Annotated in this window: 15 protein-coding genes and 1 riboswitch; of the genes, 11 read left to right on the top strand and 4 right to left on the bottom strand. The window is 31.6% G+C overall.

What is annotated here, in order from left to right; translation table 11 throughout:
* Positions 1 to 300: 300 nt before the first annotated feature.
* On the bottom strand, positions 301 to 1,269 hold the full coding sequence (locus tag C1I91_RS22280; protein ID WP_128214864.1) for a P1 family peptidase: 969 nt from the start codon (positions 1,267 to 1,269) through the stop codon (positions 301 to 303).
* A 190-nt stretch (positions 1,270 to 1,459) separates the two neighbouring features.
* On the bottom strand, positions 1,460 to 2,212 hold the full coding sequence (locus C1I91_RS29870) for an ECF transporter S component (protein ID WP_128214863.1): 753 nt from the start codon (positions 2,210 to 2,212) through the stop codon (positions 1,460 to 1,462).
* A 640-nt stretch (positions 2,213 to 2,852) separates the two neighbouring features.
* On the opposite strand from C1I91_RS29870, the gene C1I91_RS22270 reads away from it, so the two are divergent.
* The 7 genes from C1I91_RS22270 (at position 2,853) to C1I91_RS22240 (ending at position 12,833) form a co-directional block, all read left to right on the top strand.
* Positions 2,853 to 3,521, top strand: coding sequence for an HD domain-containing protein (locus tag C1I91_RS22270; protein ID WP_238476056.1), 669 nt, complete (start codon positions 2,853 to 2,855; stop codon positions 3,519 to 3,521).
* Between the two features lie 409 nt (positions 3,522 to 3,930).
* A complete protein-coding gene (locus tag C1I91_RS22265; protein WP_128214861.1) occupies positions 3,931 to 4,632 on the top strand; it encodes a TVP38/TMEM64 family protein in 702 nt (233 codons plus the stop codon).
* 387 nt (positions 4,633 to 5,019) lie between these two features.
* Positions 5,020 to 6,165, top strand: a complete 1,146-nt coding sequence (locus C1I91_RS22260) for a cysteine desulfurase family protein (protein ID WP_128214860.1) — start codon at positions 5,020 to 5,022, stop codon at positions 6,163 to 6,165.
* A complete protein-coding gene (gene thiI, locus C1I91_RS22255) occupies positions 6,162 to 7,316 on the top strand; it encodes a tRNA uracil 4-sulfurtransferase ThiI (RefSeq protein ID WP_128214859.1) in 1,155 nt (384 codons plus the stop codon). Before C1I91_RS22260 ends, thiI begins: the two co-directional genes overlap by 4 nt.
* Positions 7,317 to 7,569: 253 nt before the next feature.
* Positions 7,570 to 9,243, top strand: coding sequence for a glycoside hydrolase family 13 protein (locus C1I91_RS22250; protein ID WP_128214858.1), 1,674 nt, complete (start codon positions 7,570 to 7,572; stop codon positions 9,241 to 9,243).
* 245 nt (positions 9,244 to 9,488) lie between these two features.
* Positions 9,489 to 11,177: a glycoside hydrolase family 13 protein gene (locus C1I91_RS22245; protein ID WP_128214857.1), complete on the top strand. Its 1,689-nt coding sequence runs from the start codon at positions 9,489 to 9,491 to the stop codon at positions 11,175 to 11,177.
* Between the two features lie 138 nt (positions 11,178 to 11,315).
* Positions 11,316 to 12,833, top strand: coding sequence for an alpha-amylase family glycosyl hydrolase (locus C1I91_RS22240; RefSeq protein ID WP_128214856.1), 1,518 nt, complete (start codon positions 11,316 to 11,318; stop codon positions 12,831 to 12,833).
* 133 nt (positions 12,834 to 12,966) lie between these two features.
* Here C1I91_RS22240 and C1I91_RS22235 read toward each other — a convergent pair whose 3' ends face one another.
* Entirely contained in the window at positions 12,967 to 13,392 is a 426-nt protein-coding gene (locus C1I91_RS22235) for a GtrA family protein (protein ID WP_128214855.1), read from the bottom strand.
* 139 nt (positions 13,393 to 13,531) lie between these two features.
* Positions 13,532 to 13,633: riboswitch (purine riboswitch) on the top strand.
* A 154-nt stretch (positions 13,634 to 13,787) separates the two neighbouring features.
* Here C1I91_RS22235 and C1I91_RS22230 point away from each other — a divergent pair.
* A complete protein-coding gene (locus C1I91_RS22230; protein ID WP_128214854.1) occupies positions 13,788 to 15,185 on the top strand; it encodes an NCS2 family permease in 1,398 nt (465 codons plus the stop codon).
* Between the two features lie 89 nt (positions 15,186 to 15,274).
* Here C1I91_RS22230 and C1I91_RS22225 read toward each other — a convergent pair whose 3' ends face one another.
* Entirely contained in the window at positions 15,275 to 15,523 is a 249-nt protein-coding gene (locus C1I91_RS22225; RefSeq protein WP_128214853.1) for a CPF_0552 family protein, read from the bottom strand.
* Positions 15,524 to 15,745: 222 nt separating this feature from the next.
* On the opposite strand from C1I91_RS22225, the gene C1I91_RS22220 reads away from it, so the two are divergent.
* From C1I91_RS22220 to C1I91_RS22210, 3 genes are all read left to right on the top strand, one after another.
* A complete protein-coding gene (locus tag C1I91_RS22220; RefSeq protein WP_128214852.1) occupies positions 15,746 to 16,489 on the top strand; it encodes an alpha/beta family hydrolase in 744 nt (247 codons plus the stop codon).
* 370 nt (positions 16,490 to 16,859) lie between these two features.
* Entirely contained in the window at positions 16,860 to 19,787 is a 2,928-nt protein-coding gene (locus C1I91_RS22215) for an insulinase family protein (RefSeq protein ID WP_128214851.1), read from the top strand.
* Between the two features lie 324 nt (positions 19,788 to 20,111).
* Positions 20,112 to 21,671 carry a MutS-related protein gene (locus tag C1I91_RS22210; protein ID WP_128214850.1) on the top strand — a complete coding sequence of 520 codons (1,560 nt, stop codon included), beginning with the start codon at positions 20,112 to 20,114 and terminating at the stop codon, positions 21,669 to 21,671.
* Positions 21,672 to 21,678: the final 7 nt, after the last annotated feature.

Below are 21,678 nucleotides of genomic sequence, written 5' to 3'. Positions count from 1 at the left end.
TAATCCTTTATAGTAATATTGGTTTTTCATGGAAAACGCTTAAAATATTTTATAATACTTGGCTTGTTAAAGTACCCTGTTGAAATTAAGCATAACCTAGAATTTATATTTTATAAAGCTGCAAAAATGTTAGCTGTAGATTTACAGTTCAAATTATATAGCTTTAAGGTTTCTTATATGTATAAATAAAATATGCCCTTAACATAGAGCAAGTTTCATATTTGTAAAAACTATAAGAACCCTATAGTTTAAATATTAGAAACTATAAATTGCTATGTCAAGAGCAGATTTTAGCCTTAATTACTTTATTTTATCAGAATAAGCTTTAAAGCCATAGTCTGAGGTCGCATTTTTTACTCCTCTAAGGATTGCTTTTTCCATAACCCTTGCAGCTAGAAGGCCAACTACATTTATATCAGCTTCAACCTTGTTAGTAGCCATTGTGAAGATTGTATCACCATCAACCATGGTATGAGCTGGTCTCATGGTTCTTCCAAAGCCATTGTGAGCCATGGAAGCAATCTTATTAGCTTCTGCTTTTGTAAGCAGTGCATTTGTTACTATTATACCAATGGTGGTATTTCCATTAAATACATTATTCTTTTTTGAATACTGAGATATCATAACTTCTTCTGTATTAACAAAGTTTTTAAGCTCACTGTCTAGAGCTCCAGCTATTATCTCGTTAGTTGAGGGGTCTATTACATCACCAAGGCAGTTTACAGCAACAACTGCTCCAACCTTTAAGTCACCTACTTGCACTGCATAGGTTCCAAGTCCACCCTTCATTGAGTACTGAGGTCCTAGTATCTTACCGACAGTTGCTCCTGTTCCTGCACCGATGTTGCCGTTTATATCTTCTATATAATTTTCAGAATTCACACAGGCATCAAAGCCCATCTTTTTGTCTGGTCTTATTTTTCCGTTACCACAAACTAAATCAAAAAGAACTGCTTGACATACTATAGGTACCTTTGTTACTGATACGTCGAAGCCTATATCGTGATTTTCTAAATACTCCATAACTCCAGAAGCTGCATCTAGTCCAAAAGCACTTCCTCCAGATAGGACAACTGCATGGATCTTATCAACCATTTCAGTAGGATTTAATAAATCAGTTTCTCTAGTACCAGGTGCACCTCCTCTTACGTCTACGCCACCAGAGGCACCATCTTCACATATTACAACTGTGCAACCAGTACCAGCTACAAAGTCTTGGCTGTGGCCCATTCTAATTCCATCTATGTCTGAAAAGTTTATTTCCTTCATTTTAGAGCTCCTTCCTAATTTCTATATAAACGTCTTTACACTTGATAGGCGAATATGTTTTGTTTTTTTACTGTCTATAATAACTAGTTACTCTAGACTCTTGATATTATTAGGTTTTGATAACAACAAATTATATAATTCTATATAGTAAAAAGTGTGCTGCTATTTTCATAGTCGCACACTTCAAATATTATTTTCTAATCTTTAGTATTGCCATTACTACTGGAACTACTATTATAGTTGATATTAATGCTTCAGGAATACCGTTTGTCATTCCTATAGTAACTATAGCCTTTCCAGCTAGAGTAGGGTTTACATTGATAGCTTTCGCAAATCTATCAACATAAAATACATAAATTAAGGTTAATACTAAAACTGTATTTGTAAGTGTACCAAGCAAAGAAGCTGTACCTATTGAAAGAACCTCGCTCTTTTCGCTTAACTTGTATTTTATAAATAAGAAAGTTAACACAACGAAAACAGCAGCTGCTATTATACAACTTACATATATAGGGAAGAATATCTTTAAAGCTAAGGCTATCATGATAGATAAGAAGGCTATTACTGCCATTCCTGAAGCCTTTGCATTTATTTTTACTGTTTTCTTTATTCCTACGAATGCATAATAACTTATAACACCAATTAATATTCTTGGAAGAAGTGCTACTATTGGATTCCAGAATACGAAACTAGTAGGAGTTGGAGCAGTAAATGCTTGATACATACTAAATAGTCCAAAACATAAACCTATTAATCCACCTACGATAGGCCCCTCAATAATAGAGCCTATTATTACAGGGATGTGCATTATAGTAGCATTAACTGGTGGAATTTTAATGAATCCTAAACCACTTAACCCTAAAAAAATTGATATGGCAGCTAGCATAGCAGTAGTCACCATTTGTCTTGTACTGAAATTCGATTTGTTTAAACCTTTTTCCATACTTTACCTCCGTTCTTATTCCTTAAAATATAGGATATAATTCGGCTTTTAATTAAAAAACCAATTAGTTCGGTTTCCATATGAATACCGACAAATGTATTTTAGCATGTATTAAGTTTTTATCAAGTGATTTAGATAAAAAATAAAATTGACAGGATTTATTTTACAATTGCAGTGGTTGAAATTACTATACTAAGTGTTAGTATAAAAAAAATTCAGAAAATAAAAACTTTATCTGTTATCTATTTTATTGTTTAAAGTTTAACAATTCAAGAGAGTGTTAAAGCTAAAAATGGAATGTTTATAAAATTACATCCTTGAAAAGGATAAAGATTAAAATGTCTATTAATTTACAAATTAATATTTTATAAACATTATAATGATAATAGAATACAAATACTTACATTTGATGCTATAATCTAATTAATAATAAGAGTAACTTTAAGATATTTATTAATAGTTAAAAGCTATAGATTTGCCAAAGAAGGTAGCTTTAACAAATTTCTAAGGTCACATAGGAGAAGGTATAAAAAGGTAGTGTTATTAAGGTTGTGGTATTTATGAAACTTATATATGTGAAATTTATAGAATGAATTAGGCAATAATAAATTATAGAATGGAGGTGTTTAGCTTGGAAGATATGGATATATTTAATGAAATTGAAAAGCATTTATTAGAAGATGATAGACCATCTAACTATTTAGATAAGCTTAAAAAGGATGGAGTATTATATAAAAGACCTTTTGACATAATTGGTGGTTTAGATAAGATAGAGCAGGAGAAAAAGTTCCATCCTGAAGGCAATGTATGGAATCACACTATGCTTGTGGTTGATGAAGCTGCATTAAGAAGAGATATTAGTGAGGATAAAAGAAGTTTAATGTGGGCAGCCCTTCTTCATGATGTAGGAAAGATAAAAACTACAGTTAAAAGAAACGGAAGATGGACCGCTTATGATCATGATTCAGTGGGAGCTGAGATGAGTAGAAGATTTTTGAGAGAGTTTTCTTCAGATGAGCATTTTAATGATAAAGTTGTAGGACTTGTACGCTGGCATATGCAAAATTTATATGTTAATAAGAGATTACCTTTTGCACATATATCTAATATGGTTGAGGATTGTTCAGTACATGAGATAATATTGATTTCTCTTTGTGATAGATTAGCTAGAGGCAAAATGAGTGAAGAAGAAATAGATGAAATTGTAGAAAAACTGGAGAAGTTTGTAGATACTATTGCTTCCACCACTGGAGATAGCTATGAAGAGATTAAAGAGGAAATATTGTTTAAGAGATTACAGCAGGTTTAAAAAATAAGTTTTACGATTTATGGTAATAAAACAATGAAAGGTACAATGAACTAGCTAAAATTCAATAAGCTAGTTCATTGTATTTTTAAACTAGTTTAACGATAAAATTTTATGAGAAAATAAAATAATTAAGATAAAATTAAGATAAAATTAATTTACTTTTTATTAATTCATAGTAAGATGTATATAGAGGTATCCTTTATGAGAACTTAGTAGTCGAAGTTGGATACTTATACTAGGAAGATATGAAAGGGACGTTTATAGTTCCTAAACCCAGTCACTTCGCTTTAAAGACTATTTTAATCACTTCTCTATTTTATGATAGGGGTAAACTTAAAATATAGATGTTATCATGAAGTGATAAACTTATAAAAAGCATATAAGGTAGACTATCAAAGAGGAGGAGTTTATGAATAGACTGATAAGCTCATTAAAAAAGTACAAAGGAATAATAATTCTTGTACTGTCCATTATAGCCTTATTCTTATTGTTCTATATATTTAGAACACAGATACACAATATAACAGAAACTTTGAAGAATAACGAAAAGTTTAAAAGGTACCTACTTTCTTTTGGACCTTTAGCTCCAATAGTTTATACGTTTTTTCAATTTCTCCAGGTGGTTATATTTTTCATTCCAGGAGAAGTTTTTCAAACAGCTGGGGGTTACGTATTCGGCACTATAGAAGCTACTATATTATCTATAATCGGTATAAATTTAGGGTCAGTAATATTATTCCAGCTTACTAAGAAGTATGGAACTAGTTTTGTTAGTAAAGTAGTACCAGATATAGCTATAAAGCCTTTTGAAAAGATTATGAATACAGAGAGATTAAATCTTGTTGTTTTCTTAATATATTTTTTGCCAGGAATACCTAAGGATAGCTCTATATTCCTGTGTGGACTTTCAAAGGTTTCCTTGAAGGACTTCCTAATATATTCTACTTTAGGACGATTGCCAATGCTTATATTATCAAGCTATTATGGCGCTAATTTAGCAATGGGCAACAGAATAGTGATTTATTCAGGAACAACTATATTTATAGCTTTAATAATAATAGGAATAGTGTTTAAAGATAAGTTATTTAAAGGTTTAGAGAAGGCTAGCTAAAAAATAATAACATAAAATTGATTATGATGTCTAAAACATGCAAACTAGGAGTTTACCCTGTATGCATGTTTTTTTACTTTATAGACCAGTATAAGTTTTTTGGGGCTAAAACTAGTGATTTCAATGGATTAGAACAGATAAATAGGGTGTAAAGTAAAAAAACTTATTCTTTAGAAAATTATATTTTAGATAATACTTACAGTTATTATTTAAACATTGAAAAAAAGAAGAATTTCATGTAAAATATTATATTTGATGATAAAAGATATTTTGTGATTGAATTTTGTATAGAGTGTGTATGGTTAAGTGGGAGATTAGTGTTGTAAAAGGTGTATATTTTCCGCAAAACAGATATTAAAGTATTATATATACTGAGAGGGTGATAAGATGGAGGTGTATTTTGACAATAGTGCTACCACAAAGCCTATTGATGAAGTTATTGAAGCCATAAACTATGGGATGAGAGAATTCTATGGAAATCCTTCTTCCCTGCATAAGATGGGGATAAAGTGTGATAGAGAACTTTTAAATTGTAGAGAGAGACTAGCTAATATAATAAATTGTACTAGAGAGGAAATATATTTTACCTCTGGTGGAAGTGAAAGTAACAATATGATAATAAAAGGCTTAACTAAGTCTGGAAATCATATTATAATTTCTGGTTTTGAGCATCCAAGTGTTTTGAGCACTTGTAAGGAGCTGGAGGAACATGGAGTAAAAGTTACTTATCTTGATGTTGATGAATTTGGACAAATAGATATAGAACAGCTTGAAGAGAGTATATGTAAGGATACAGTATTGGTATCTATTATGCATGTTAACAATGAAATTGGTGCAGTTCAAGACCTTGATAAGATAGGAAAGTTAGTAAAAGAGAAAAGTAAAAGAGCCAAGTTCCATGTAGATGCGGTTCAAAGCTTCGGTAAGTTTAAGATAGATATTAAAAAGTCTAACATAGACGCACTTTCTGTAAGTGCCCATAAGATACATGGTCCAAAAGGTACTGGGTTTTGTTATATTAGAAAAGGCCTTTCTTTGGCTCCTCTAGTAAGTGGAGGCGGACAGGAAAAAGGTTTTAGATCCGGAACAGAAAACCTGCCAGCAGTAATGGGAATGGTAAAAGCAGCAGAAATAATTTATAAAGATATAGATGATAAGTTTAATAGGACTTTAGAATTAAAGAGATATTTTATAAATCGATTAGAAGATGTAAAAGATATAAGAATAAATAGTCCTTTAAATGATAATATATCACCATATATTTTAAATGTATCTTTTATAGGAGTTAGAGCAGAAGTTCTTCTTCATCTACTTGAGGAAAAGGATATATATGTTTCAACAGGATCAGCTTGTTCCTCTAGACATATTTCAACTAAAGGCAGTCATGTGCTAAATGCTATAGGATTATCTGAAAAAGAAATAACTGGAGCAATAAGATTCAGCTTTTCAAGCTTCAATACAATTGAAGAAGTTGATTATGTTATAGAAGTATTAAAAAATTCATTAACTTTTTTAAGGAGAGTAAAAATATGAGAAAATTAATTCTTGTTAAGTATGCACCTGAGATATTTCTTAAGGGACTTAATAGAGGTAAGTTTGAGAGAAAGCTTAAGGAAAATATTAAAAAGAAATTAGCTGGGCTTGATTTCGAAATAATAGAAGATCAAAATAGATGGTTTATAAAGTGTGATGATTTAGAAGAGGCTAGCAAAAGAGCTAAAAACGTATTTGGAGTAATGGAGATTTGCATAGTTACTCAGGTTGAGAGAGATCTAGATGCTATAAAAGCATTAGCTCTTGAAAAGGTAAAAGAAAGCGGAGCTTCAACCTTCAAGGTAGAAACTAATAGAGCTGACAAGCTGTTCCCATTTAATTCAATGGAAACTTCAAGAGGTGTTGGTGGATACATACTTAATAAGCTAGAACACATATCAGTAGATATACATAATCCAGAATGTAGATTAAAGGTAGAAATAAGAGAAAAGAATGCTTATGTCTACACAAATAAAGACAAGATAAAAGGTGCTGGCGGACTTCCATATGGAATGAATGGAAGCACTATGCTTATGCTTTCTGGAGGTATTGACTCTCCAGTAGCTGGTTATCTTATGGCAAGAAGAGGCGTGGAGCTTAACTGTGTATATTATCATTCTCATCCGTACACTTCAGAGAGGGCAAAGGATAAGGTTAAAGACTTAGCTAAGATATTGGCTCAATATACTGAAAAAGTTAATCTATACGTAGTACCTTTTACGGATATTCAAATGTCAATAATAGAAAAGTGCAGAGAAGATGAACTTACAATTATAATGAGAAGATTTATGATGAGAGTTGCCTGCAAGCTTTCAGAAATAAAAGGAATACAATCTGTATCTAGTGGAGAAAGTATAGGTCAGGTAGCATCTCAAACTATGGAAGGTTTGATAGTTAGCACAGATGTAGCTGATAGACCAGTCTTTAGACCTCTTGTAGCAATGGATAAGGAAGATATTATAGAAATAGCAAACAACATTGGTACTTTTGAAACTTCAATATTACCATATGAAGATTGCTGTACTATATTCGTTCCAAAACATCCAAAGACAAAGCCAAGAGTTGATGCTATAAGAAAGTCAGAAAGTGTACTAGATATAGATTCACTAGTTGATAAAGCTATAGAAAACTTAGAGAAGTATACTTTCTAGTTCAATAATTAGTAAAGAAAAGTTATAAATAATCCATTATATAAAATAAAAAAGATAAGAGGAGATAAAGGTATAATACCTGTATCTCCTCTTATCTTTTTATTTAGATTAGAAATCTTCATAAAAATTATATTAGCTTATTGAGAACTTTTACATTTATTATTAAAAGCTCTTTTTAAAAGAAAATTAGTATGATAAAATGATTGTGAAACCGTATGCACAAATATTTATTTTTTTATAGAGGTGATAATTAATGGAACAAAAGTGGTGGAAAGAAGGCGTAGTTTATCAACTTTATCCTAGAAGTTTTAAGGATTCTAATGGTGATGGAATAGGCGATTTAAAGGGAATAATAGAAAAGCTAGATTATCTTAAGGAGTTAGGGATTGATATAATATGGCTTAATCCCATATATAAATCTCCCAATGATGACATGGGATATGATATAAGTGACTATAGAGAAGTAATGGATGAGTTTGGCACTATGGAGGAGTTTAAATTATTACTAGAAGGACTTCATCATAGAGGCATTAAACTCGTAATGGATTTGGTGGTTAATCATACATCAGATGAACATAAATGGTTTGTAGAAAGCAGAAGATCCATAGATAATAAATATAGAGATTATTATATATGGCAAAAAGGTAAGGATGGCAATCCGCCAAATAACTGGGGGTCATGCTTTAGCGGAAGTGCTTGGCAGTATGATGAAGTTACTGATGAATATTACCTTCATTTATTCTCAAAGAAGCAGCCTGATTTAAACTGGGAAAATCCACAGTTAAGAAAAGAAGTTTATGATATGATGAAACATTGGTTCGAAATGGGCGTAGATGGCTTTAGAATGGATGTTATAAACTTTATATCTAAGGTTCCAGGACTTCCAGACGGACCAAAGGGAGAAGGAGATCTATATGGTAACTTTGCTCCATATTCGATGAATGGACCAAGAATTCATGAGTTCCTACAGGAAATGAATAGAGAAGTTTTAAGTAAGTATGATGTTATGACAGTGGGCGAGTGTCCAGGGGTGTCACCAGAAATGGCTAAAACTTATGTAGGAAAAGATAGAAATGAGCTTAACATGATATTCCAGTTTGAACTTATGGATATAGGAAAAGGCAGAACAAAATGGGAAGAAAAGAAATGGACACTTAGAGAGTTTAAAGGGATTATGAGTAAATGGCAAGAGGAACTAAGTGATGACGGATGGAACTCCTTGTTTTTAAACAATCATGATCAGCCAAGAATGGTATCAAGATTTGGAAATGATAAAAAATACAGAGTTGAATCTGCTAAGATGCTGGCAACGATGCTACATACCATGCAAGGAACTCCATATGTCTATCAAGGTGAAGAAATTGGGATGACTAATGTTAAGTACTCTGCTATCGAGGACTACAAAGATTTGGAGATACTAAATGCTTATAAGGAGCTTGTTGAAGGTGGCCTTATGAAAAAGGAAGACTTCATGGCTGGAGTATATAGAATGGGAAGAGATAATGCTAGAACTCCAATGCAATGGGATGATACTTTAAATGGTGGTTTCTCCACTGGAACGCCATGGCTTAAAGTAAACCCTAACTATACTGATATCAATGTAGAAGCAGCTTTGAAGGATAATAACTCCATTTTTTATTATTACAAAAAACTAATTCAATTGAGAAAAGAAAATCCAGTTATAGTATATGGAGAGTTTAAGGAATACTATAAGGACAGTGAAGAGGTTTATTGTTATAAGAGAGAACTTAATGGAGAAAAACTTCTAGTAGTATTAAATTTCTTTGGTAATGAAGTTGAATTTGCTGTACCTGAGGAACTAAAAGCTTTGGAAAGAACTATATTTATATCTAACTATATAGAGGTTTCAGTGGAGAATAATATAAAACTTAGACCTTATGAGGCTATAGTTTATAAGCTTTCTTAGAACTTAATCCTATCAAGAAGATAAGCTATTAAGTGTAAGGGACGAATTCATGCATCTGTATATAATATAAAGCTAAATTAGGGATGAACCATTTCAATCAAAAAATTATTTCAAAAACTCTATTGGTTTTTGATAGAAAAATTTGAAAATATAAGTTGTAATATGAAGTGGTACATCTATAGTGATATTGGTCAAGCTATAGTGCTAAGTGGATAATAGAATTGATAACTTAAGGAGGATTTGCGGTGGAAAGAAAGTGGTGGAAGGAAGGCGTAGCTTATCAAATTTATGTTAGAAGCTTTAAAGATTCTAATAATGACGGAATTGGTGATCTAAGAGGGATAATCGAGAAACTTGATTATATAAAGTCTTTGGGAGTTGATATGATATATTTAAATCCAATAAACAAGTCTCCTAATGACGATAATGGATATGATATAAGTGATTTCGAAGATATAATGACCGAATTCGGTAGTTTAGCTGATTTTGATGAATTGCTAAGTGGTATTCATAATAGAAATATGAAACTAATAATGGATATGGTAATAAATCATAGTTCTGATGAGCATCCTTGGTTCATAGAAGCTAAGAAAGCTAAAGATAATAAATATAGGGATTATTATCTTTGGAGTAAAGGAAAAGGAGAAAATCCACCTAATAATTGGGGATCATTTTTTGGAGGAAGCGCTTGGGAGTTAGATAAAAATACAGGAGAGTATTATCTTCATATATTCTCAAAAAAGCAGCCGGATTTTAACTGGAGCAATAAGAACTTAAGAGAAGACATGAAGAAGATGATTAAGTACTGGATTGAGAAAGGCGTAGATGGATTTAGAATGGATGCTATTAATCATCTAGCAAAGGATATGGATTTTCCTGATGGCGAGATGAAGGAAGGTGCACTGTACGGAGATTTCATTCCATATGTTCAAAACCTACCAGAGGTTCATGACTATCTTAAGGAACTAAGGAAAGACGTATTTACTGGTGATCAGGTTGTAATAGGTGAAACAGGAGGCATAAACTATGAAAATGCTCATGTTTACACAGGATTGGACAATAAAGAACTTGATTTTACATTCCATTTTGATATGCATAGTGTAGGTAAGGGTGAAAAACCTTGGGAGAGGGTAGAGATAGACCTAATAAAGGATATAAAAGAAAAAATGACAGGGTGGGCTACAAGAGAAGAAAATGAAGGTTGGTGCCCTATATTTTATTCTAATCATGATACTACTAGAACTGTGTCTAGATTAGGGGATGACAAAGAGTATCATGCACTTTCAGCTAAAATGCTTGCAACTCTTCAATTGACACATAAGGGAACTCCATTTATTTATTATGGAGATGAAATTGGAATGACCAATGCAGCTGATTTTCAGCTTGAAGACTATAGAGATATTTCAGTAAGTTATGGGTATAGAGAGTATGTTTTGTCAGGACTTGTAAGCCATGAAAATTATGTTAAGGGGTTAAACCTTACTTCCAGGGATAATTCAAGAACTCCTATGCAGTGGAATGATAGAAAAAATGCAGGCTTTAGTGATGTTAATCCTTGGATTAGAGTAAATTCCAATTATAACAGCATTAATGTGGAAAAAGAAGAAAAGGATCAAAATTCTATTTTAAATTATTATAAGAAATTGACTTTACTTAGAAAAGAAGAGCTTGCACTTGTTTATGGTAGTTTTAAGGAAATTGATGAGGATAATAAGTCTGTATATTCCTATGAAAGAAGCTTAGGTGGCAAGAAAATATTAGTTGTTTGTAATTTCTTCGGAAGGGATGCAGAAATAAATTTATCAGATGAAGTAGTTGATAGTGGATATAAGCTTAAACTTGATAACTATGGAGTATATAACAAGGGGAGCATAAAACTTCAAGAAAGGTTAGTGAAACTTAGACCTTATGAAGCTAGGATATATATAAATTAGGCGCTGTTAAAGCATCGTTGAATTTAACTAGTCAGTCCTACGATGCTTTAATAATATTAAGCAAATAGTTAGTGTTAGTTTACAGGTTTTTAATACTTTATTGGTGGAAGCAGAATAATATAGTTAAGGAGAGTAATTATGAGAAAGAAAGTAAGTATAGCGATGAGTCTTATACTGATAGTTTCTTTATTTTTGGGGTGTTCCAAGCAAACGGTTGCGCAAAAAGACCAACAAAATTATGATGGAAGAACTTTTTATGAAATTTTTGTAAGATCATTTAATGATAGTAATGGGGATGGTATAGGAGATCTTAATGGGGTAACTGAGAAGCTAGATTATCTTAAGGATTTAGGAGTTAACGGCATATGGCTTATGCCAATAAATGATTCACCTAGTTACCATGGGTACGATGTTACTGATTACTACAAAATAAATCCGCAGTATGGAACCATGGAGGATTTGAAGAAGCTTTTACAGGAAGCTCATAAACGTGATATTAAGGTTTCTATGGATATGGTAATAAATCATACTTCTACAGAGAATAAATGGTTTAAGGAAGCTAGAGCGGACAAGAATAGTAAATATAGAGATTATTATATTTGGAGTAGCGATTCCAGTGTGGAAGATGTTATTTCAAAAATGAATACAAAGACTTGGACTAAAAATGATGTATTAAATGACTACTACTATTCTATATTTTCTGAAAGTATGCCTGATTTGAATTATGACAACAAGGAAGTAAGGCAAGAGGTTAAAAATATAGCTAAATACTATATAGATATGGGCTTAGATGGCTTTAGATTAGATGCAGCTAAGTGGATATATGAAGATGATAGCAAGAATATTCAGTGGTGGCAGGAATATAGCAGTTACTGCAAAAGTCTTAATAAAAACTTCATACTAACTGGAGAGGTGTGGGACAATCTTTATGCAATAGCACCGTACCAAGAAGCTTTAGATAGTACATTTAATTTCCCATTGGCCGATTCAATAAATAAAGGCTTAAGTAGCCAAAGTATTGAAGACTTGCCTTCTGAGATAAAAGATAATTATAGCATATTAAAAGAGAAGAATAAGAACTTTGTTCCTGCTCCTTTCTTGAGCAATCATGATCAGAATAGAGTTATGAGCAATCTTGGCGATATTGAAAAGGCTAAAATGGCTGCTGCTATATACCTAACACTTCCAGGAACTCCATATATTTATTATGGTGAAGAAACAGGAATGACTGGAGCAAAACCAGATGAACATATAAGAGAACCATTCATTTGGGATAATAAGGATACGAGCAAAAATACTAAATGGATGGAAAGCACCAATGATATTGATAAGATTGCTTTAAACGTTCAAAAGGAAGATAAAAACTCAATTTATAACTTTTATAAAAAGCTTTTACAGCTTAGAAACAACTACAAGGCGCTAAGACTTGGTGAAGTTGATAAGATTGAAACTAATGATAGCGGAGTTCTTAACATGAAGAGAACTTATGATAAAGACAGCATATATGTTATAGTTAATAGTACTTCTGCTGACTGCAAGATTCCACTTGAAAAAGGTAAGTATGAAGTATTGCTTGATAACAAAGAAAATAAAAAGGTAAAAAGTAATGGTACTTTAGAAGTAAAAGCAGGAGAAATCCTTATTATCAAGAAGTAAGCTTATAAAGGTGTACCACTTTAATAGAGAATATATTTTTTAAGCTATTCCGGGTTCTGACAATAGAGTTAAGAATATAAACTATTATTCTATATTGAAAAAATAAAGGTGAGCAACATAGTATTGTCCACCTTTATTCTTTGTTAAATATTATGAATTTATTCACAAGAAATCCTATTAGACCTGTGGCCATAGCAGCTAGCATGGCACATATATTGGCCCACATATGCCTATGTAAGTGGAACACATTGTGCATGGTCATATAGGATATGATTACTGCATCTAGAAAGGACAAAATACCTAAAAGGCTAACATATCCAAAGTAGGAGGAAGAGTTTGCATCTCCTTTAAAAGTGAAATGCTTATTTAGTAAATAACCACTTGTAGAGTATATACAGAAGGATATTAACTTAAATAGAAAGTTTATTGGTCCGAAGTAGCGACCTGTAATGGTCCATAGTATGTTTAAGACTATTATATCTATTATAACATTACTAGCTCCAACCATAGAATAAGTAATAAATTGTAGCAAAGCCTGTAGCTTAGAATTTTTGTTCATAATACACACTCCTAGTAGTTATTGCCTCTATTTAATATAACCGTTTTCTTGTTTAAATTCAACTGATATATTATGTCGAAATTATAAAGTTTTTGTTGATAAAATGTAGCGAGAGTGCTATTATAAAGCATGTACAAAAATATATAGAAAAAATTTTATCCATATATTTCTGATGATAAGGTTCAGAAGTCTCTACGAGAAAGCCGTAAAATTTCTCACTATGGGTAAATCAAAATGGTTAATGCCGTTATTTGATTTGCCTCAAATAACGGCATTTTTTATTCTTTATTCATTGAATTTTAGTTGCTAATAAGTATATAAATAGAAGACTTAAATGCTGATTCAAGTGTAAGAATAAAAAGTATTACTTTTATTTTGAAGGGAGAAAACTTAATATGAACAATTTACTGGAGAAGCTGTTTAAACTAAAAGAAAATAAAACAGATGTAAAAACAGAGCTTCTTGGAGGGTTAACATCCTTTATCACTGTTGCTTATGCGCTTTTAGTAATTCCTAATATACTAAAGTTAAGTGGAATGAACATGGCTGGCCTAAAAGGTGATGAAGCTGCTAAGCTTCTTATTTCTAATGATCCTATTGTAGCATCTGCTTTTGCATCAACATGTTTAGCGGCAGCAATAGGAACACTTATTATGGCTTTTCGTGCTAATCTTCCATTCATATTGGCACCAGGCTTAGGGTTAGTTTCATTCTTCTCGTTTAATGTCTGTCTAAACTTAGGATATACTTGGCAACAAGGGCTTGCTGCTGTATTTATATCTGGTCTAGTATTTATTTTAATTACATTAACCTCAATTAGAGAGAAGATAGTAATGGCACTGCCAAACAATTTGAAGCTTGCTATTACAGCAGGTATAGGTTTGTTTATAGCCTTAATTGGTCTTAAAAGTGGTGGAATAGTAGTTGCTAATCCTTCGACTTTAATGGCTTTTGGAAGTTTTACAAATAAAGCTACTATATTAACTGTTATTGGAATAATAATTATAGCTGTATTAATGGCTAGAAATATAAAGGGTTCAATATTGATAGGAATAGTTGCTACTACTCTAATAGGTATACCTATGGGAGTTACAACTATAGATCCTGCAACAAAGATTTTTTCAATGCCAACTATAGGGGCTACATTTTTTGCATTAGATTTTAAAGGACTTTTATCTCATAATGGCTCAGGAATAGTAGGAGCATTTTTAAGTATAACTATGGTGGTAATAACCTTAAGTCTTGTGGATTTATTTGATTCCATAGGTACATTGGTTGGAACTGCAGGTAGAGCTGGTATGATCGATGAAGAAGGTAATGTTAAAAACCTTAGAAAGGCTCTTGAGAGTGATGCTCTAGCCACTACTATAGGTGGTCTACTAGGGACTACAACAATTGCTACAGTGGTTGAGTCAGCATCTGGTATATCAGAGGGAGCTAGAACAGGATTAGCAAATGTTGTTCCAGGAATACTGTTTATTATTGCTATGTTCTTTAGTGGAGTAGTTGGTTTGATACCATCTAGTGCTACAGCACCAGCGCTTATAATAGTAGGGGTTCTTATGTTAAGCTCAGTTAAGGATATAGATTTTAGTGACTTTACAGAAGCTGTTCCTGCATTTTTCACTATAGCTATGATGCCTTTTTCCTACAGTATAGCAAATGGTATAGCAACTGGCTTGATATTTTATCCACTTATGAAGGTTCTAAACGGAAAGTATAAGGAAGTACATCCTATTTTATATGTATTTGCGGTTTTATTCATAATAAGATTTGTCTTACTACCAGGCTAAAAACAATTAGTATATGTACGTTTTTAAGTTAATAAATTTGATACATAAACAAAAAATTCACTGAAGTTACTTCAGTGAATTTTTTGTTCCTATATCTCTAAAAGTTTAGCTGTAACATACTCTAAAGAATTTAATTCCTCAGTTAGTTTTATAATCTGATTTTTTTCATCTCCTAATAGTTCAAGTAGTATTAAACCAGAAGCTGAGCAAGCATCTACTGAGGCTTCGTGAAGCCCTAACCTTACTTTTATTATACAGCCGTATCTAGTCAATATTTCTTGAACTGTTGGGGCTATCTTATTTCTTGGTGATAGCTTTATTGCCATTATCGTATACATAGAAAAACCTCCTAAAATTAATACTTTTGTCTCCATTAAAGTACTGTGCTCAAATTAAGTGGTTAATCATCCAATAAATCTCCTGTATAACCACTTAATTTCAACAATGTTAATGATATAAATGCTCCTATAAATACCATAAGAAAATCTAAATGAAAATGCTTTTCAAATTAAGAATTTCTAATATAATAAGAATATATATAATTTTATAGGAGTGAGTTTATGAAAAAGAAGAAAAAACTATTATTATTCTTGTCAATAATGTTAGTTCTAATACTTACAACAGGCATAATTTATTTAAATACTTATTATAAAGCAGAAGAGAGCATAGAAACTATGGCCAGTGAAGATTCTGGTGTTACAGTAAATGATAAAGCCGGGTATATAGAGATAGTACCAAAGAGTGAAAAGAGCGATGTGGGGTTCATATTTTATCCAGGTGGAAAAGTTGATGAGAATGCTTATATAAAGTTTATGGAAAAGATTGCGGACAAGGGCTTTAATGTGTATATTGCTAAAATGCCATTTAAACTGGCGGTATTTGATAGCAAGGCAGCAGATAAGATTATAGCAGATAATAAAGATGTTAAGTCCTGGGCTATTGGGGGGCATTCACTAGGTGGAGTAATGGCAGAAAGCTATGCTTATAGCAACCAAGATAAGATAAAGGGAGTTGCTTTTTATGGTTCTTACCCATTAAAAGATAAAAGCCTGAAGGGGAGTAACTTAAAGGTAATAAGCCTTTGGGGGGAGAATGATAAGGTAGCAAAATTAGATAAAGTAAAAGCTGCAAAAGATGAACTACCAGACACAGCGGTTTTTAAACAGATTGATGGCGGAAACCACGGTGGTTTTGGAAGCTATGGACATCAAAAAGGTGATGGAAAAGCAACTATTAGTAGTGATCAGCAGCAAGCAATAGCTGCAGAGCTTACGGCTAATATGCTTAAGAGTCTTAAAGAGTAAGTTAAGTAAATACATCGGATTTTTAAAATAGTAGTTATAAAACTATGAAGAGAATAGTTTTATGATTACTATTTTTTACCTTTTAGGAAATTATATCTTGGATGTAGTTATTAGGAAGAGTGAGTATAAAAATTGAAATAAGGTTACGTTATGAAAATTTTTACTATATTTTTATGAATAGAGTGAAAAAGTATAAAATCTAATCATGAAAAGAATAAAAGTAGTAAAACATATACTATGACCTTATAAGCGGTCTTTTAAAAACATTATTAAAATACTGAAGAAATAAAAATTATTAAATTAAAACTTGTATTTATTAATGGAATTAATTACTATGGAGTAAAGTAGAAATTTGAAAGGAGAGCTTTAGATGACATTAAGAATAAATGAAGTGCTACATGGTTTTAAGCTTAAAGATACAAAGGAGTTAAAGGAGATAAGCTCAAAGGCCTATGTTTTTGAACATGAAAAAAGTGGAGCAAAGCTTATTAAGATAGAAAATGATGATGATAACAAAGTATTTTCCATTGGATTTAGAACTCCACCTGAAGATAGCACAGGACTTACACATATATTAGAACATTCAGTTTTATGTGGATCAAGGAAGTTTAATACAAAAGAACCTTTTGTGGAGCTTTTAAAAGGATCACTAAATACCTTTTTAAATGCAATGACTTATCCAGATAAGACAATTTATCCAGTAGCATCAAGAAATGAAAAAGATTATTTTAATCTTATGGATGTATATATGGATGCAGTTTTATATCCTAATATATATAAGTATCCAGAAATATTTATGCAAGAAGGCTGGCACTATAATATAGAAGACCCTAAAGATGACTTAGCTTATAATGGAGTTGTTTATAATGAAATGAAGGGAGCCTACTCTTCACCGGAATCCTTGCTTTATAGAATGGTAAATAAAACTGTTTTGCCTGATACGCCATATAAAGAATCATCTGGGGGAGATCCAGAATTTATTCCAGATCTAAGCTATGAGCAATTCTTAAACTTTCACAAGAAATACTATCATCCATCAAACAGCTATATATTAGTTTATGGTGATGGAGACTTGGATAAAGAATTAGGCTTCTTAGATCAAAACTATCTAAGTAATTTTGATAGAGTAGAGGTTGATTCAGATATTCCAACTCAAAAGGCTTTTCAAGAGATGAGCGAAAATGAATTTGAGTATGGAGTATCAGAAGAAGATAGTTTAGAAGACAAAACATACTTAAATCTAAATTTTGTTATAGGCAATGCAGATGAAGGTGAATTAGCTTTAGCTTTTGAGATATTGGCTCATATGCTTTTGAAAACACCTGCAGCTCCTTTAAAGAAGGCTTTACTGGACAATGGAATAGGTAAGGCTATTTCAGGGGAGTACAGTGGTTCTATAAAGCAACCTGTATTCTCTATAATAGCTAAGAACTGCAATGAAGGGGATAAAGAAAAGTTTAAAGCTATAGTGTTCTCAACTCTAGAGGAACTTGCAAGCAAAGGCATTGATAAAGAGACTGTAGAGGCATCTATAAACAGAATAGAGTTCGAATTAAGAGAAGGCGAGTATGATGGATATCCAAAAGGACTTATCCACTATACTAGAATAATGGATAGCTGGTTATATGGAGGAGATCCTTTTGTACACCTACAGTACGATAACTATTTTGAAAATATTAAGGCTGCTTTAAAGGAAGACTATTTTGAGAATCTTATAAGAAAATATATTTTAGAAAATAAGCATAGCTCATTCATCATGCTAAAACCTAAGAAAAATCTTAACGAAGAAAAGCAAAAAGCTTTAAAAGATAAACTGACTGACATTAAGAAATCCTTCAGTGAAGAACAAGTTAATGAATTAATAAATAAGTGTAAGAACTTGAAAGAAAGACAAAACGCTCCAGACACTGAGGAAGACTTAGCTTCTATTCCTATGCTGTCTATAGATGACATAGATAGGAAAGCTGAAATACTTCCAATAGAAGAAAGAAATATCAATGGAGTTAAGGTGTTATATCATAAGTTATTTACTAATAAGATTGCTTATTTAAATCTGTATTTTAATTGTGACGCACTTAATTCTGACGATGTAGTTTATGTAAGATTTTTAGCAGATATTTTAGGTAAGCTAGATACTAAAAATTATGATTATGGAACTCTATCAAATAAGATAAATATAAACACTGGTGGAATTGCATACAGCCCAGTAAGTTATTCAATAAATGGAGATCCAGATAACTTCAATCCTTATTTACTGATAAATCTTAAAACACTTCTTAATAAGCTTGATAATGGTGTAGAGTTATTAGGTGAAATAATTAAGAATACTGTTTATGATAAGGAAGACAGACTTCTTCAGTTAATAAAAGAGATTAGATCGAGAATTGAAGGAAGACTTATAGATAATGGTCATAGATTGGCTCTAAGAAAGATTTTATCTTATTGCACTGAAAAAGGTAAGTATGATGAGATAACCTTAGGACTTAGTTATTATGAATTTTTATGTAAGCTTGAAGACAGCTTTAGCACAGAAAAGCAAGATATTATTTCCAAGTTAAAAGAAGTATCTAAGGCTTTGTTTAACAAAAATAATCTAATTATAAGTTATTCTTCTGAAGAAGAGGACTATAAGACTCTAGAAGAAGTTGCACCAAAACTTGTAAGCTATTTAGAAGAAAGCGATATAGATGCTAGAGTATTTAGCTTTGGAGAAATCGTAACTAATGAAGGTCTCTTAACTCAAGGAAATGTGCAATATGTTGCTAAGGGTGGAAACTACATTAAGAAAGGTTTCAGTTATAATGGAGCTTTGAATGTATTAGAGACTATATCTGGCTTTGATTATTTGTGGAATAATGTAAGAGTTAAAGGTGGAGCATACGGTGTATTTGCAAACTTCAGAAGAGATGGTGGAGCATATATTGTGTCCTACCGAGATCCGAATCTAAAAGAAACCATCAAAATTTATGATGATATGAAGGATTATCTAAACAACTTTACTAGTAACGAAAGAGAAATGACAAAATATATCATAGGTACTATAAGAAAGTTGGATTATCCTCTTACTACTGCATCAAAATCGGAGGTTGCTGTTGCTAACTACCTTAGCAATATAACATCAGAAGATATACAAAGAGAAAGAGATGAAGTTCTTAAGGCCGACGAAAAGGTAATAAGAAGCTTTGCACCATTAGTTCAGTGTGTAATGGAGCAAGATTTGATTTGTGTAGTAGGAAATGAAAACAAGATAAAAGAAAATAAAGAACTATTTAATACATTAGAAAAAGTAATTAAATAAGTAAAAAAGATACTGAAGTTTTTCAGTATCTTTTTTATGTTTAGTAAAGTATAAAAAGATTCTAGCTAAACCCGGCAATGTCAAGGCTTTAAAAAAGCTATTTATTCTAAACATTAAAAAACAAATCTTACTTGCCTGCTAGATTTTTCTTGTATCAAATTCAATTTATAGGAATTCGATACTATAATTATAAGAATTGTATAGTTGTTGATATTTTACATTATTAGTTATAAAATAATTAGTATGAATTAAAATAGCGAATAATGTTATTATTTAAGACTATTTCTGCATATTGCCTATCAAATTTAGATTAGGAGTGATTGTGTGTTTGGTAATAAGAGGAATCTAGAGTATATAAGATATATTTGGCCAAAGGGAGCGGAAAGAAAAAGAGAATTTAAGAATATAAGATATTTTCATGATTCAATAAAAAAAGAAGAAGAATTCTATATAGATGATCAGACCTGGAATGACTTGGATATGGACAAGATATATAGCAATATTGATAGAACTCTTACTTCTCCTGGAGAAGACGTATTCTATCATATGCTTAGAAAACCAGCGAATGATATTGAAGAATTGAAAAATAGAGACAAAATAATTGATTTTTTTAGACAAAACAAAGAGGCAAGAGAAGAAATACAACTCCAACTATATAAGTTAGGAAGAAAGAGAAATAATTATACAGTACACATGCTTAAGGAAGGGTTAGTTGAAGATAATTCTAAAAGATGGATGTACAACCTACTAGGATTAGTTTTTCCAATATTAACAGTAATCACGGCCTTGTTTATGGGATCAAGATACTTAACATTGCTTGTTCTAATATTTATTATCAATTCCTTTATCCATTCGCGAGAGAGAAATAATATGAATGTTGATAGCATTTTATATTTAGGTTCTGTTATTAAGGCTGCTAAAAGGATAAGTGGTAGCGGTTATGAGGAGATAAGTTGTTATACCTCAAAGCTAAAGGCTTTATATGGTCAAATACAATATATAGCTAAAAATTCTGTATCCTTTGGAAGAGCAGAAGGAAATGATGGCTTATTAGATTCTTTATATATAATGTTTTTAGCTCAGGAAAGAGTATATCTTAAGATGTCAAATAAGATAAATCAAAAATCAAAGGAGCTTTTAGACATTTACCAGTTAATAGGGGAACTTGATAGCTTAATAGGTTTTTCTGCTTATAGGGAATGCTTAGAGCAATTTTCAAAACCTAATTTTATTGAGGGAGATGCCTATTTAAACATTGAAAAAGGAGTGCATCCATTAATAGATGAGCCAGTTCCTAATTCTATTCTATTGTCTAGGAAAGGAATAATTCTTACAGGAACTAATATGTCTGGAAAGTCTACCTTTCTGAGAATGGTTGGAATAAATGTTTTACTTGCTCAAAGTTTTTATACATGCTTATGTGACAAGTATGAAGCCTGTTATATGAAGCTTATGTCTTCCATAAGTCCATCTGATGATGTAACCAGTGGAAAGAGTTTTTACTTAGGTGAAGCTGAAGCGATGTTAAGATTAATTAATAATGCTAAAGATGGAAAACCAATTCTTTGTTTGATAGATGAAATTTTCCGAGGTACTAATCCTATAGAAAGAATAGCGGCTTCAGCAGAAATTCTTAAATATATCATAAATTTTAATACAATTGTAATAGCTGCAACTCATGACCATGAAATTGCAAGACTTGTTGGACAAGATTACCGATGTTATTACTTTAGCGAGAAAGTTAATGAAGCTGAAGGCTTAACTTTTGACTATAAGATAAAGGAAGGAATTTCGCCTACAAGAAATGCTATAAAGCTTTTAAAGTTTCTAGGTTATCCTAAGGATATAATAGAAGGGGCTCTAAGTAATATAGGCGATAATTAAGCTGTGG

The sequence above is a fragment of the Clostridium manihotivorum genome (assembly GCF_004015185.1).
In the GTDB taxonomy this organism is placed as follows: Bacteria; Bacillota; Clostridia; order Clostridiales; family Clostridiaceae; genus Clostridium_AR; species Clostridium_AR manihotivorum.
Note: the sequence above shows the minus strand (reverse complement) of the source record. Positions and strands in the feature narration are given on the sequence as shown.